This is a genomic window from Sorangium sp. So ce362, from assembly GCF_051519845.1.
Classification (GTDB): domain Bacteria; phylum Myxococcota_A; class Polyangia; order Polyangiales; family Polyangiaceae; genus Sorangium.
The window spans coordinates 1,669,912-1,684,511 of the sequence record NZ_CP150332.1 but is presented as its reverse complement, the minus strand read 5'-3'; the positions used below and the strand labels follow the sequence as shown (position 1 = coordinate 1,684,511).

General features: G+C 67.0%; 8 protein-coding genes. All 8 read left to right on the top strand.

All coding sequences use genetic code 11. The features are described 5' to 3' along the window. Positions 1-70: 70 nt before the first annotated feature. Genes WMF17_RS06635 through brxL form a run of 8 tightly spaced genes read left to right on the top strand, consistent with a single transcriptional unit; the run spans position 71 to position 14,594 of the window. Positions 71-940: a hypothetical protein gene (locus tag WMF17_RS06635; RefSeq protein ID WP_437601108.1), complete on the top strand. Its 870-nt coding sequence runs from the start codon at positions 71-73 to the stop codon at positions 938-940. Positions 941-944: 4 nt separating this feature from the next. After that, positions 945-1,508, top strand: a complete 564-nt coding sequence (locus tag WMF17_RS06630) for a BREX protein BrxB domain-containing protein (RefSeq protein WP_437601107.1) — start codon at positions 945-947, stop codon at positions 1,506-1,508. After that, positions 1,505-4,966, top strand: a complete 3,462-nt coding sequence (gene brxC, locus WMF17_RS06625; RefSeq protein WP_437648700.1) for a BREX system P-loop protein BrxC — start codon at positions 1,505-1,507, stop codon at positions 4,964-4,966. The genes WMF17_RS06630 and brxC overlap by 4 nt, the downstream gene beginning before the upstream one ends. An 11-nt stretch (positions 4,967-4,977) precedes the next feature. Next, positions 4,978-6,153, top strand: a complete 1,176-nt coding sequence (locus tag WMF17_RS06620; RefSeq protein WP_437651299.1) for an AAA family ATPase — start codon at positions 4,978-4,980, stop codon at positions 6,151-6,153. Then, on the top strand, positions 6,150-6,800 hold the full coding sequence (locus WMF17_RS06615) for a DUF4276 family protein (RefSeq protein ID WP_437648699.1): 651 nt from the start codon (positions 6,150-6,152) through the stop codon (positions 6,798-6,800). The genes WMF17_RS06620 and WMF17_RS06615 overlap by 4 nt, the downstream gene beginning before the upstream one ends. Beyond that, entirely contained in the window at positions 6,800-10,186 is a 3,387-nt protein-coding gene (locus WMF17_RS06610) for an Eco57I restriction-modification methylase domain-containing protein (RefSeq protein WP_437648698.1), read from the top strand. The genes WMF17_RS06615 and WMF17_RS06610 overlap by 1 nt, the downstream gene beginning before the upstream one ends. Beyond that, positions 10,183-12,543, top strand: a complete 2,361-nt coding sequence (gene pglZ, locus WMF17_RS06605) for a BREX-1 system phosphatase PglZ type B (protein ID WP_437648697.1) — start codon at positions 10,183-10,185, stop codon at positions 12,541-12,543. Before WMF17_RS06610 ends, pglZ begins: the two co-directional genes overlap by 4 nt. Next, complete coding sequence (brxL, locus tag WMF17_RS06600) at positions 12,540-14,594, top strand: protease Lon-related BREX system protein BrxL (protein ID WP_437648696.1); 2,055 nt, start codon at positions 12,540-12,542, stop codon at positions 14,592-14,594. Before pglZ ends, brxL begins: the two co-directional genes overlap by 4 nt. Positions 14,595-14,600: the final 6 nt, after the last annotated feature.

The window sequence follows — 14,600 nt, the reverse complement described above, 5'->3', positions numbered from 1 at the left end:
GCGTGGATGCGCCGCGTCGTGCCCAGTCACCTCTCGCCGGCAAACTTGCCGGCGAGCGCGGAGGTGCGTCTTGACATCAGAACATCACTCTGTCAGTTTCTATGCCGGCAAGTTTGCCGGCGGATTCTCCATGTCCCTTGCAGAGGTTAAAGCGATCGAGTTCTTTCCACCCGCGGGCCCCCCGCCGGGGGCGGCGAAGCTCGGCTTTCGCTTCGGCGACAAGGGCACGCACTCGAGCCGAACGCTGATGCTCGCCGAGCTCGAGGCCGTCCTCGCAGCCGCTCCCGGTCCCGTCGATCGCGCCGCCTACGGGAGCGCCATCATCGACGGCAACTGTCTCGGCAAACCGACGGCATCCACCCGGCGCATCTCCAGCCAGCGATTGACCGAGCTCTACGCCCTGGATCCCTTCGTGGTCGTGTTCCGCGTGCTGCGCGGGCTCTGGGACGTCGATCCGAAGGCACGGCCGCTCCTCGCCATGCTTGCGGCGCTCGCGCGCGATCCGCTCTTCATGGCGTCGGCAGCTCCCGTGCTGTCACAACCGGCAGGCATCGAGATCCAGCGCGCCCCGATCCGTGAGGCGCTTCGCAAGCTGGTCGGCGAGCGCATGAACGACGACACGCTCGACAAGGTCGTGCGCAACGTCTCCAGTTCATGGACCCAGACCGGCCATCTCACCGGCCGCACGTTCAAACACCGCCAGCGCGTGAGCGCGCCGCCCAGGGCCGTCGCCTTCGCGTTGTGGCTCGGCAACGCCGCTGGCTTCCGTGGCGAGGAGCTTCTCACCACGGGGTGGATCGCGGCGCTGGACTGCACCGCCACCTCAGCCCGGACGCTGGCTCTCGAAGCCAAGCGCATCGGGCTGATCGACCTGCGTACCGCTGGGGACGTCGTCGAGTTCGGCCTCGACCGGCTAGACCCAGGACTCGGGAGGAAGTGACCGCATGGCGCGACTCGAAGACCTCGCAGATCTCTATGGCCAGCACATCGCAACGCCCTGGCAGCGCACCGTCGCGGGAGCGCAGCGCGTGATCATGGTGGCCTACGACAAGGAGCTCGAGCGGGTGCTCCGAGCGCGCAAGGGCGAGTTCGAGACGCGCACCAAGGCCGCTGGCCACGACTGGCACGAGGTCGACCTCACCAACGCATTCGCCTCATGGCTCGCCGCGGATGAGTACCGCGACGCCTACTTCGAATCGCCCGACGACCTGCAGTTGAAGCTCACCGGCGAGTTCCCTGAGTACGTCGCCGACCGCATTCGCGCCGTGCTCTCGTCGTCCGACGTGACCGAGACCTCGGTCGTCGCGGTGTTCGGTGCGGGCTCGCTCTACGGCTTCACCCATGTCTCCGAGGTGCTGAAGGGCGTCGAGCGCGACGTTCGCGGTCGCCTCGTCGTGTTCTTCCCGGGCACGCTCGAGCAGAACAACTACCGGCTGCTCGATGCTCGTGACGGCTGGAACTACATGGCGGTCCCGATCTCCATCCACAGCGCCGGCGGTGCAGCATGAAAATCAAAGACGTCCTTCAGCGAGACCCTTCCACCCACCCGCTGGTCAACCAGGGCCAGGCGCGCATCGCCGACAAGTCGAACGAGAAGGTCCTCGACGAGCTCCGCGGCGAGCTCTCCACCTTCGTGTGCGAGGGCCAGTACGCCGAAGGCATCATCAAGATCCTCAAGTCATTCCTCGCGAACCTCACGTCGACGAGTCAGAAGGCCGCGTGGGTCAGCGGGTTCTTCGGGAGCGGTAAGTCGCACCTGCTGAAGATGGCCTGCCACCTCTGGCAGGACACCAAGTTCCCTGACGGCGCCACGGCGCGCAGCCTCGTGCCGTCGATGCCCGACGAGCTGCGTGAGCTGCTCCGCGAGCTCGACACGGCGGGCAAGCGCGCGGGCGGTCTGCTCGCGGCGGCCGGCGCGCTTCCCAGCGGCATAACCGATCACGTTCGTCTGACGATCCTCGCGGTGCTCCTGCGCGGCGTCGGCCTGCCCGACCAGTACCCGCAGGCGCAGTTCTGCCTGTGGCTCTACGATCAGGGCTGGTTCGACAAAGTGAAGGGCGCCGTCGAAGGTGCCGGCAAGGCGTGGCAGTCCGAGCTGAACAACCTCTACGTCAGCAAGCACATCGCCAACGCGCTTCTCGCGTGTGACCCGGGCTTCGCGTCCACCGAGGCCGAGGCGCGCAACACGCTGAAGGCGCAGTTCCCGCCGCGTAGCACCGACATCACGACCGATGAGTTCCTCACCGCCATCAAGCGCGTGCTGAAGCTCGTCGGTCGCGATGGACGCACGCCCTGCACGCTGCTCATCCTCGACGAGGTGCAGCAGTACATCGGCGATTCCAACGACCGCTCGACGCTCGTCACCGAGGTGACCGAAGCGCTCTCGAAGCAGCTCGATAGCCACGTGCTTGTCGTCGCCTCGGGCCAGAGCGCGCTCACCGCGACGCCCAAGCTGCAGAAGCTGACCGACCGCTACACCATCCGCGTCCAGCTCTCCGACCAGGACGTCGAGGCCGTCATCCGCAAGGTACTCTTGCAGAAGAAGGCCGCGTCTATCTCGACGGTGAAGGACTTCTTGGAGAAGCACGGAGGCGAGGTTTCGCGCCAGCTCCAGGGCACGCGTATCGGTGAGAGCGCACAGGACCGCGAGGTCATCGTCGACGACTACCCGCTGTTGCCGGTGCGCCGTCGCTTCTGGGAGCACTGCTTCCGCGCGGTCGACGCTGCCGGCACGCACAGCCAGCTCCGCTCGCAGCTCCGCATCATCCACGACGCCGTCGCACGGCTCTCGGACCGTGGCCTCGGTGCGACCGTTCCGGGCGACGAGCTGTTCGAGGCGCTCGCACCGGAGATGGTCAATACGGGTGTGCTGCTCCGCGAGATCAACGAGCGGATCATCAACCTCTCGAAGGACGGCTCCGGCAAGGGCAAGCTCGCGCGGCGCATCTGCGGGCTCGTCTTCCTCATTAGCCGCCTGCCTCGCGAGGCGGGCTCTGACATCGGCGTGCGCGCGTCGAAGGAGCACATCGCCGATCTGCTCGTCGATGACCTCCTCGCCGACAACGGCAAGCTGCGCAGCACCGTCGAGACGGAGCTCGAGGAGCTGGCGTCGAGCGGCGCGCTGATGAAGGTCGGCGACGAGTACCGCCTGCAGACCAAGGAGGGCGCGGAGTGGGACGCCGAGTTCCGCCGCCGCCAGGGCAAGCTCGCCAACGACGACGCCGACATCCAGATCCGTCGTGACCAGCAGATCTACGCTGATGCCGATCGCGTCATCCGCACGGTGAAGGTCGTGCAGGGCGCCGCGAAGGAAGCCCGCCAGGTCGTCGTCTCGCGTGACCAGACGCCGCCCGCCGGCAACGGCGAGAGCGTGCCGCTGTGGATTCGGGACCAATGGTCTGCTGCTCTGAAGGAGATCCTCGACGCCGCTCGCGGCGCGGGCACGGACTCGCCGACCGTGTTCGTGTTCGTTGAGAAGCCGACGAACGCCGACGAGCTGCGCAAGCTGATCGTCGACGCCGAAGCTGCGCAGCAGACCATCGACGCCAGGGGTACGCCCACGACCCGTGAGGGCGAAGAGGCGAAGCACAGCATGGAGAGCCGTCGCAACGCGGCCGTCCGGCAGCGCGACGAGCTCATCAAGCAGATCGTCGCCAACGCCAAGGTGTTCCAGGGCGGCGGCTCCGAACTGCTGCAGGCCACGCTCGAGGAGCGCGTTCGCGAGGCAACCAACGCCGCGCTCGTGCGGCTCTTCCCGCGGTTCAAGGAGGCCGACCACGCTGCGTGGGAGACAGTCATCAAGCGCGCGAAGGAAGGCGCGGACCAGCCGCTCCAGCCGGTGGGGCACACCGTCGCGACGGAAGAACACGCCGTCTGCAAGGCGGTGCTCTCGACCATCGGCTCTGGCAAGGTCGGCATCGAGGTTCGCAAGGTGCTGCGCGCGAGCCCCTATGGCTGGCCACAGGACGCCATCGACGCAGCCCTCATCGCGCTGCACCGAACGCAGCACGTCTCGGCAACGCTGAACGGTACGGTGCTCGTGCCGGGGCAGCTCGACCAGAACAGGATCTCGAAGGCCGAGTTCCGCGTCGAGAAGATCACGCTCTCGGTCACCGAGAAGCTCACCATCCGCAAGGTGTTCCAGGCGCTCGGCGTGGGCTGCAAGGCGGGCGAAGAGCTGACCAAGGCGCCGGTCTTCCTCGAGCAGCTCGCTGCCCTTGGGCGCGCGACCGGCGGTGACGCCCCGCTGCCCGCGCCCGCGTCGGTCACCGACATTGAAGACATCCGCGCGCGTGTCGGCAACGACCAGCTCGCAGGCATCCGTGACAACGCCCAGACCTTCGAGAAGCGGATCGCCGAGTGGACTGCCACCAAGAAGCTCGTCGACGCGCGCTTGCCCACGTGGGGGCTCGTCGAGCGGCTCGCGAAGCACGCCCACGGCCTCACCGCAGCGGAGGACCTGTTGAAGCAGGTCGAGGCGGTGCGCGCGCAGCGCCTCTTGCTCGAGCCAACCGACCCGGTGGCGCCGCTTCGCTCGGGCCTCGCCGACGCGCTCCGGAAGGCGCTGCTCGAAGCGCACGGCGCGTACGAGACGGAGTTCGGCAAGGGCGTGGCCTCGCTCGAAGCCAGCTCGCTGTGGCCGAAGCTCTCGGATGCGGAGCGTTCGTCGATCCTCACGAGCATCGGGCTCACGCCGGCCGCGCAGTTGTCGGTGCCGAGCGATGAAGCGCTCGCGTCGGCGCTCGACACGAAGTCGCTTTCGTCGCGGCGTGCTGAGGCCGACGCCGTTCCGGGCCGCGTGCAGAAGGCGCTGGAGCAGGCCGCGAAGCTGCTCGAGCCGAAGGTGCGCGCCATCTCCATCGAGCGCTCCACCCTGACGACCGAAGCCGACGTCGACGCTTGGCTCGAACGGCAGAAGAAGTCCCTCGTCGCCGCCATCAAGGATGGCCCGGTGCTGGTGAGCTGAAGGAGAAGACCATGTTCCTCAAATCGCTTCGAGTAGATGGCCTCCTCTCCTTCGCGCCCGGAACGTCGACGATCGACCTCTTGCCGCTCAACGTCCTCATCGGACCGAACGCCTCTGGCAAGTCGAACCTGATCGAAGCCGTCGAGCTGCTCCGCTCCACGCCTACGGGCTTCGCATCGGCAATCCGCGATGGTGGCGGCGTGCGCGAGTGGCTGTGGAAGGGCGATTCGCCCAAGACGGGCACGATCGACGCCCGCCTTTGTCGTGGCGGCAAGAAGAGCGACCTCCGCTACCGGCTTGAGTTCACAGCAGCAGGCGACCGCGTGGAGGTCACGGACGAAGCGCTCGAAGAGGCCGATAAGCACAAGAACGGCGCCAAGGACGTTTACTTCTACTACCGCTTCCAGAAGGGGCACCCGGTGCTGAACGTCGCCTCGGACGACGGGAAGCGCGTCGAGCGCAAGTTGCAGCGCGACAGCCTCGCGCCCGACGCATCCGTGCTTTCGCAGCGCAAGGAGCCTGACCTCTATCCCGAGCTCGCCTGGGCTGCGAATTCGTTCTCTCGCATCCAGACCTTCCGCGAGTGGAGCTTTGGCCGCTACGCAGCCGTGCGCCAGCCCCAGCCCGCGACGTCTCCGACCGAAGTGCTGCTCCCCGATGCCAGCAACCTCGGGCTGATCCTCAACCAGATCGAGCACAGCAGCGCGGCCAAGAGGTTCCACGAGCTGCTCAAGCGCTTCCTCCCGCGCTTCGAACGCGTAAGCACGCTTACCCAGGGCGGCACGATCCAGTTCTTCCTTCACGAAGACGACCTGAAGACGCCGGTCCCGGCGACGCGCCTTTCGGACGGCACGATCCGATTCCTCGCGATGAGCGCCGTCCTCTTGCAGCCGTCGCCGCCACCGCTCGTGTGCATCGAGGAGCCGGAGCTGGGGCTCCATCCCGACGCGCTGTCAATCGTCGCCGACCTCCTCGTCGACGCGAGCAAGCACACGCAGCTCATCGTGACGACGCACTCCGATGCGTTGCTTTCGTATTTGAGCCTCGAACCCGAGTCGGTCCTCGTTTGCGAGAACATCGGCGGTACGCAGGTGCGGCGCCTCAAGGCTGACGACCTGAAGAGCTGGCTGGAGAAGTACCGCCTCGGCGAGGTGTGGCGCATGGGCGCGATCGGGGGCAACCCGTGAGCAGCATCAAGATCTTCGTCGAAGGTGGTGGCGAGACGAATGCCGACGGGCGCGGCGAGCTCCGCGTCGCGTTCGACACGCTCATTGGCGCCCAGAAGGAAGCCGCCCGCAAGAAGCGAATGAAGTGGGACACCGTCTTCTGTGGCGGCCGAAGTGAGACCGCCGACGAGTTCGCAAAGGCGCTGAAGCGCAAGGACGCGGACTTCGTCGTGCTCGTTGTCGACGCGGAGGACGAAGTCACGTCCGCGACGCCCTCGCATCCCACGCCGGCTGAGCGCGTGAAGCACCTGGAGACGCGCGACGGCTGGACCGAGCAGCTCAAGGAGGCCACGCCGGAACACGTCCACCTCATGACGAGGTGCATGGAGGCGTGGGTCGTCGCCGACGAAGAGAAGCTCGAGGAGTTCTACGGCAAGGACTTCAAGAAGAACGCGCTGCCGAAGCGCAAGGTGCTCGACGAAGAGCCGAAGACCTCTCTCTACGCCGCCGTCGAGAAAGCCACCAAGGCCACGAAGAAGGGCAGCTACGGCAAGGTCAAGCACGCGAGCGCACTGCTGAAAATGGTACGACCCGGCAAGGTCGCCGAGCGCTGCGTGTCGTTCCAGCAGCTCACGCAGTGGCTCGACGCCGCCATCGGAGGTGCGTGATGGCATCACTCGACCGCAACCTCCGCAGAGACCTCGAGAACGCCGTGAAGAAGGCCCGCCGCGTGGCGGAGGCCGGTGCGCGGCAGGCCGTCGAGCAGCTCGCCGTGGGCCACCACGAGCCGTGGTCCGCGCTCTCGCCCGACCAGCGCAAGCTGCGAAACCGCCTGCGCGCGCACGGCCGCCAGCTCGGCGACCGGCTCGACGAGAAGAAGGGCACGCAGACCATCGACCGACTCACGGGCGAGTGCGCCTACGAGCACTGGCACCGGCTCTTGTTCGCACGCTTCCTCGCGGAGAACGACCTGCTCGTCGAGCCCGAGTCGGGCATGGCGCTCTCGCTCGACGAGTGCCGCGAGCTAGCACGGGAGCAGAGCAAGGACTGGCTCGTGCTCGCCAGCGAGTTCGCGCAGCACATGCTCCCGCAGATCTTCCGCGCGGGCGACCCGGTGCTCGAGGTCGCGCTGCCGCCCGAGAAGCGCCAGGAGCTGGAGGCGATCCTCGAAGCGCTTCCGCGCGAGGTCTTCATCGCCGACGACAGCCTCGGCTGGGTCTACCAGTTCTGGCAGGCCGACCAGAAGGACGCGGTCAACGCGTCGGAGAACAAGATCGGTGCCGACGAGCTGCCCGCGGTCACGCAGCTCTTCACCGAGGACTACATGGTCCTCTTCCTGCTGCACAACACGCTTGGCGCGTGGTGGGCCGGTAAGGTGCTCGCGCAGAAGCCGGACGTAGCACGGTCAGTAGCATCGGAGGACGAGTGTCGCGCCGCGTGCGCCGTGCAGGGCATCGAGTGGCGTTACCTGCGCTTCGTGCGCGAGGGCGGGGTGTGGCGGCCCGCTGCGGGAACGTTCCCCGGCTGGCCTACGCCCGCGAAGGAACTCACGGTGCTCGACCCGTGCATGGGCAGCGGGCACTTCCTCGCATTCGCGCTGCCGATGCTGGTCGCGCTGCGGCAGGCCGAGGAGAAGCTCTCGGTCGCCGAGGCCGTCGACGCTGTGCTGCGGGACAACCTGTTCGGGCTCGAGCTCGATCCCCGCTGCACGCAGATCGCCGCGTTCAACGTCGGGCTCACGGCGTGGAAGCTCGCGGGCTACCGACCGCTGCCCGCGCTGAACCTCGCGTGTGCAGGACTCTCCATCAACGCTCCGGTCGCCGCGTGGACGGCGCTCGCGGCCGGCGACGCGCTCGCCGAGAACGCGATGAAGCAGCTTTACGAGCTGTTCCGCCAAGCGCCGACGCTTGGCTCGCTCATTGACCCGACGCGCGTCGGCGGCGAGCTGTTCGTGGCGAACTTCGACAAGATCCGCGGGCTTCTTTCATCGGCGCTCGCGACCGAAGAGTCGGAGGACGCCGAACTCGCTGTCGTCGCGCAGGGCATCGCCAAGGCGGCCACGATCCTCGCCGAGCGATACACGCTCGTGGTTACGAATCCGCCCTACCTCCTTCGCCGAAAGCAGAATGCGGCTCTTCAGGCATTTTCTGAGCAGGTTGACGCGTCGGCCAAAGGTGACCTCGCAGTCTTGTTCCTGTCGAGGCTCTCGCGACTTCTCACGCAAGGTGGAACAGTGGGTGTTGTCCAGCCGCAGAACTGGATGTTCCTGACTGGGTACCGCAAGTTCCGAGAGACGTTTCTTCGGAGTAATAGCCTCCGCTTTATCGCTTGTCTTGGTCCGGCCGCGTTCCAAGACATGAACTGGTGGGCAATCCGCACCAGCTTGGTCATCGCGCAGCGATGGAACGTCGACGCAAACTCGGCGTTCTGTGGCTTTGACCTCGGGAACCATCGGGAGTGCAACGAGAAGCCCATCGTAGTGCGTGCGGCCGAGACCGTGGCAGTGAACCAGCAAGAACAGCTCAAGAACCCCGACGCTCGCATCCTCGTTGGAGGACTTGAGCACGGCGCGAGACTCTTGGGCGAGGTCGCGGATTCTTCGTGGGGGGTTTCGCCTGCCGATCTGCCCAGGTTCGGTGTGTGTTTCTGGGAGTTGCTGGCGCTAAACACCCCGTGGGTTCCATGGCTTGGCACTGTGGAATCTACTATTCCGTACGGCGGTCGCGAAATGGTCCTTCGCAAGGATGAGGCGCTCGATGCGGCTGTAGAGGCTGGTTCGGCCTACCTTCGAGGAGTGTCTTTTTGGGGCAAGAAGGGCATCGCCATTAGAGCGATGGGCTCCCTCCCCGTAACCATTTACACGGGTGAGGCGTTTGATGCGAACGTTGCGGTCCTCGTCCCTCGCGACCAAGGCGATATTGAGGCCCTTTGGGAGTATGCAGCATCGGGCGAGCTCGCAACAGCCGCGCGGGCTCTTGATCAAGCGATCAAAGTCACGTCCGCGACGTTCACCAAGATCGGCTTCGACGCAGCCGAATGGAGGAACAAAGCGACTGCATTGCCTGTCCCTGAGTCAGCCGAGCCGACGCAGTGGCTCTTCGCCGGTCATCCACGCGCAAGCACGTCTCCTCTCCATGTCGGCGTGGCCCGGCTTCTCGGCTACCGCTGGCCACGGCAAGCGGGCTCGTCCTTCATGGACTGCCCCGCAGTCGGTCCCGACGGTCTCGAATCGCATGGGGACGACGACGGCGTCGTGTGCTTGCCGTCGCTTCGAGGTGAGGCGCCAGCGGCCGAGCGCGTTCGAGCGTTGCTCGCAGACGCCTTCGATACGGAGTGGTCGGCACAGAGACTGAACGACCTGCTCGTCAGCGCGGACTTCGCCGGCAGATCGCTTGACGACTGGCTCCGTGACGGCTTCTTCGAACAGCACTGCGCGCTGTTTCACCAACGTCCCTTCGTCTGGCAGATCTGGGACGGTCGCAAGGACGGCTTCTCCGCGCTTGTGAACTACCATCAGCTCGCGGCTCCGAACGGGGAAGGTCGCCGCACGCTCGACAAGCTCACGCACACCTACCTCGGCGACTGGCTCGACCGGCAGCGCGCGGACCAGAAGGCGGGCGTTGAGGGCGCCGACGGGCGCATCGCCGCCGCCGAGCATCTGAAGCGCGAGCTGGAGAAGATCCTCGAGGGCGAGCCGCCCTACGATATTTTCGTTCGTTGGAAGCCGCTGCACCAGCAGCCCATCGGCTGGGAGCCCGACCTCGACGACGGCGTGCGCGTGAACATTCGCCCGTTCATGACGGCGAAGCCCTTGAACGCGCGCGGGAAGAACGCCTGCATTCTGCGCGTGGCCCCCAAGATCAAGTGGGACAAGGACCGTGGCAAGGAGCCGACGCGCGAGAAGGCTGACTTCCCGTGGTTCTGGGGCTGGGACGAGAGCACGCAGGACTTCGCGGGCGGGAGGGAGTTCGACGGCAACCGCTGGAACGACCTCCACTACTCGCGCGCCGCGAAGCTCGCGGCGCGTGAGCGCGCCAAGGGAGGCAACTCGTGACCGCATCGACCTCTCGCCGTCGCAGCACCACCCCGCCGCCGCACGCGAAGGGGCTGCTCGACCAGCTCGAGAAGTCCTTTCTTCACGCGCTGCGCAGCGGCGAGGGTGAGGCCGCGCCCGCTGCGCTGCTCTGGGCCGACGCCGACAGGCAATGGGCGGCCCTCGTGGCGCGCCTCCAGACCGCGCTGCCGCACCTTTTCGTGCTCGGCACCTACGACGCTGCCAAGCGCACGGGCCCGGCCATCTGGCTGCGTTGCGTGGTCGACCGCGTGCTTGAGGACGTCACACTCGATCCCGGCGTCGTGCCGATCCTCTACCTGCCCGGCGTGGCCCGGCAGTCCCTGCGCGCAGGCGACGAGTGCCCGCGTGAGCTGCAGCCGCTCGTCGAGCTCCAGTACCGAGGCCGCGTCTGGCACCAGAAGAACGGGCGCGACTGGACCGTCGAGGCCTTCCTCGTTTCGGAGGACGGGCTCCAGCTCGACGTGGCCCAGGACGCCAAGACGCGCGAGGCCGCGCAACGCAGCTTGCCTCTCCTCGCCGAGACGCCGCTCGACGGCCTTCGCGGTCATCGCCTCGAAGCCGACGACTTCGATCGCCTCGCCGTCAGCGATCCCACCCGCGACGTCCTGCGCTGGATGGGCGTCGGCGATGGCCTTCGCAAGAGCGAGGGCGAAGCCCGCTGGAAGGCCTTCTGCGGCGTGTGCAACTCGGACTTCAAGTTCGACCCGGACAAGAAGTCTCCCGCCGATGCGGCGAACGCGCTCGTCGAGGCCAGCGGCAAGTGGGCCAACGTCTGGCAGCGCTTCAAGGAGGCTCCGAAGCTCTATCCCGACGTCGCCAAGCTGCTGCGCGACACCGCCACGCCGCTCCTCCATCGAGGCAGCGAGCGCGACGCGGGCGGCAACACCAAGGCCGAGCAGGAACTCCGTGCAAGCCTCGAAGCGCTCGCGAACAAACCCCACGCCTCTGCGCTCGCCGAGGTGGCCGCGCTCGAAGCCGCGCACGGCAAGCGGCGCAAGTGGGTCTGGGCCGAGCTCGGCGAAAGCCCGCTGGCCGGCGCCCTCGCGCCTCTCGCGAAGCTCGCCACGGCCGCCGCCACCACGCTGGGCGGCGCCACCGTCGACGCGGCGGTCACCGCCTACGTGAACGACGGCTGGCGTTGCGACCGTGCTGCGCTCGAAGCGCTCGCCTCGGTGAAGCAGCCCGCCGACGTGGCGCTCATCCAGAGCGTCGTGCGCGCGCTCTACCTGCCGTGGCTCGATGCCTCCGCGCGCCACTTCCAGGGCCTCATCGACGGTGCAGAAAACGCCGTGCGCGCGAAGGTCACGGGAAGCCAGCACGAGAAGGACGCGTGCCTCATGTTCGCCGACGGCCTCCGGTACGACGTCGCCGGCATCCTCGCCGAGCGCCTCGAAGCGAAGGGCCTCCGCGCGCGCTTGAACCACCGCCTCGCACCGCTGCCGACGGTGACGTCGACCGCGAAGCCCTTTGCGACGCTCTCGCACGACAAGCTCGAAGGCGGCGAGGACATCGTCGACTTCAACCCGCGCTTCAAGAACAGCCCGCAGGCGGCCACCGCGCAGCGGCTGCGGGACGACATGGCGAGTCGGGGCATCGACCTGCTCGGCGAGGACATCCGCCCCGCGAAGCAGGGCTCGACGGGCGGCTGGATCGAGAGCGGCAAGCTCGACGAGCTGGGCCACAAGCTGGGCGCGCGTCTCGCCGCACAGATCGACACCGAGCTCGAGATTCTCCTCGACCAGATCACCGGGCTCATCGACGCGGGTTGGACGCGCATCCGCATTGTCACGGACCACGGCTGGCTGCTCATGCCGGGTGGCCTGCCGTCCGTCGAGGTGCCCAAACACCTCACGGCGACGAAGTGGTCACGCGCAGCCACGGTGAAGCGCGACGCGAAGCCTGAGGTGCCCGTCTATCCCTGGCACTGGAACCCCCACGTCCGTATCGCGTCACCGCCCGGCGTCGGCAGCTTCGCCAAGAACACCGAGTACTCGCACGGAGGCATCAGCCCGCAGGAGTGCATCGTTCCCGAGCTGATCGTCGAGCGCGGCGGCGGTGGCACCACCGCGTCGATCACCGCCGTCACCTGGCGCGGCATGCGCTGCCGCGTGGCGGTGAGGACAAACGATCCCTCCGTGCGCGTCGACCTGCGCACCAATTGGAAACAGGCGAACACGAGCATCGCGGCGTCGCCCAAGGAGGTCGGCCCGGCCGGCGAGCAGAGCCTCGCCGTCGCGGATGACAGCCACGAAGGTCACGCCGCCATGGTCGTCGTCCTCGACGGCGCGGGCAACGTGCTCGACCGCAAAGCCACGACTGTCGGAGAAGCGTCATGACCCTGACCCTCGACCATCTCGATCAGCTGGCGGCTGCGGTCTTCGACGGCTACCTCGTTCGCAAGGACCTCGTTCGCAAGTACGCGCGCCAGTACCCGGTGCCGACCTACGTGGTCGAGTTCCTCCTTGGCCGCTACTGCGCCAGCACCGACGAGAAGGAGATCGCGGAGGGACTCCAGATCGTCGAGAAGCAGCTCCGCGACCGCACGGTGCGCACGGGCGAGGAGGAGCTGTTCAAGGCGCGCGCGAAGGACAGCGGCAGCGTCAAGCTCATCGACATCATCAAGGCGCGCCTCGACGCGAAGAACGACCGCTTCCTCGCCGAGCTTCCGAGCCTCGCGCTGCGCGACGTGCTCATCGACGATCAGCTCGTGCGCGAGAACGAGCGCATGCTGACCGACGGCTTCTACGCCGAGGTTACACTCGCCTACGACGGAGTCGCCGCGCAGGAGCAGGGAGGCCGCCCGTTCTCCATCCAGTCAATGCGCCCGATCCAGATGTCGAAGTCGGACGTGCTCGATGTGCTGGCCAAGGCACGCCGCTCGTTCACGACGCAGGAGTGGATCGACTTCCTCATTCGCTCGATTGGTCTCGAGGCTGCATCGCTCTCCGAGCGCGCGAAGCGCGTCGCCATCTTGCGCATGGTCCCGTTCGTCGAGCGCAACTACAACCTCGTCGAACTCGGCCCGCGCGGCACCGGAAAGAGCCACCTCTTCCAGCAGATCTCGCCGTACGCTCACCTCATCTCGGGCGGCAAGGCGACGGTCGCCAAGATGTTCGTGAATAACGCGAGCGGCCAACGCGGGCTCGTGTGCCAGTACGACGTCGTCTGCTTCGACGAGGTGTCGGGGGTCTCCTTCGATCAGAAGGACGGCATCAACATCATGAAGGGCTACATGGCCTCGGGGCAGTTCAGCCGGGGCAAGGAGAACATCCGCGCCGAGGGTGGCATCGTCATGGTCGGCAACTTCGACGTTGACGTTGAGCAGCAGCAGCGCGTCGCGCACCTGCTCAGCCCGCTGCCGCCGGAGATGCGCAACGACACAGCGTTCATGGACCGCCTTCACGCCTTCGTGCCGGGGTGGGACTTCCCGAAGCTCAACCCCAATGACCACTTCACGGACCACTTCGGCTTGGTGAGCGACTTCCTCAGCGAGTGCTGGAGCAAGCTGCGCTCGGGCAACCGCGTCTCGGTGATGCAAGGGCGCGTTCACCTCGGCGGCGCGCTCTCCGGCCGCGACATCGAGGCGGTGAACAAGACGGTGAGCGGCCTGACCAAGCTGCTCTTCCCCGACCCCGAGGCGCCCGTGCCCGACGAGGACCTCGAGTGGATTGTGCGCGTCGCCCTCGAATCGCGGCGCCGCGTGAAGGAGCAACAGAAGCGCTGCTTCAAGAGCGAGTTCCGCAACACGCACTTCAGCTACATCGTCGGCCCTGAGGGCGTGGAGCAGTTCGTCTCGACGCCCGAGCTGCACAGCGACGAGGCCATCGAGAGCGATCCGCTCCCACCCGGCCAGGTCTGGGCGGTGAGCCCCGCGAGCCCTGACGCTGGCCCGGGCCTCTATCGCCTCGAGGTGGCCAGCGGACCGGGCGCGGGCGTGAAGGTGCTCAACCAGCCGACGCCACCCGCCTTCCGCGAAAGCGTGAAGGTCGGCGAACAGAACCTCTACACACGCGCCAAGGAACTCGTCGGCGACCGCAACCCACGCGAACACGAGTTTTCAATCCAGATGCGTGCACTCGACGCCGACAAGGCCGGGGCGGGCCTCGGCGTCCCGGTCCTCGTCGCCCTATGCGGCGCGCTCCTCGGGCGCAACACGCGCGGTGGAACCATCGTCGTCGGCGCGCTCAACCTCGGCGGCTCAATCGAGATGATTCCGAACGCTGTGCGCATCGCGGAGCTGGCCGTCGACAAGCAGGCGCAGACCCTGCTGATGCCCGTCGCCGCCCGCCGGCAGCTCAACGACCTGCCCGACGAGCTGTGGACCAAGCTCAACATCGAGTTCTACAAGGACGCGTCGGACGCCGTCTTCAAGTCGCTGGTGGAGTGAGGGGGA

Bases quoted from the DNA above. Each gene is read 5' to 3' on its own strand.
- WMF17_RS06630 (WP_437601107.1), top strand. From the start codon at position 945: ATGGCGCGACTCGAAGACCTCGCAGATCTCTATGGCCAGCACATCGCA.
- brxC (WP_437648700.1), top strand. From the start codon at position 1,505: ATGAAAATCAAAGACGTCCTTCAGCGAGACCCTTCCACCCACCCGCTG.
- WMF17_RS06620 (WP_437651299.1), top strand. From the start codon at position 4,978: ATGTTCCTCAAATCGCTTCGAGTAGATGGCCTCCTCTCCTTCGCGCCC.
- WMF17_RS06610 (WP_437648698.1), top strand. From the start codon at position 6,800: ATGGCATCACTCGACCGCAACCTCCGCAGAGACCTCGAGAACGCCGTG.
- brxL (WP_437648696.1), top strand. From the start codon at position 12,540: ATGACCCTGACCCTCGACCATCTCGATCAGCTGGCGGCTGCGGTCTTC.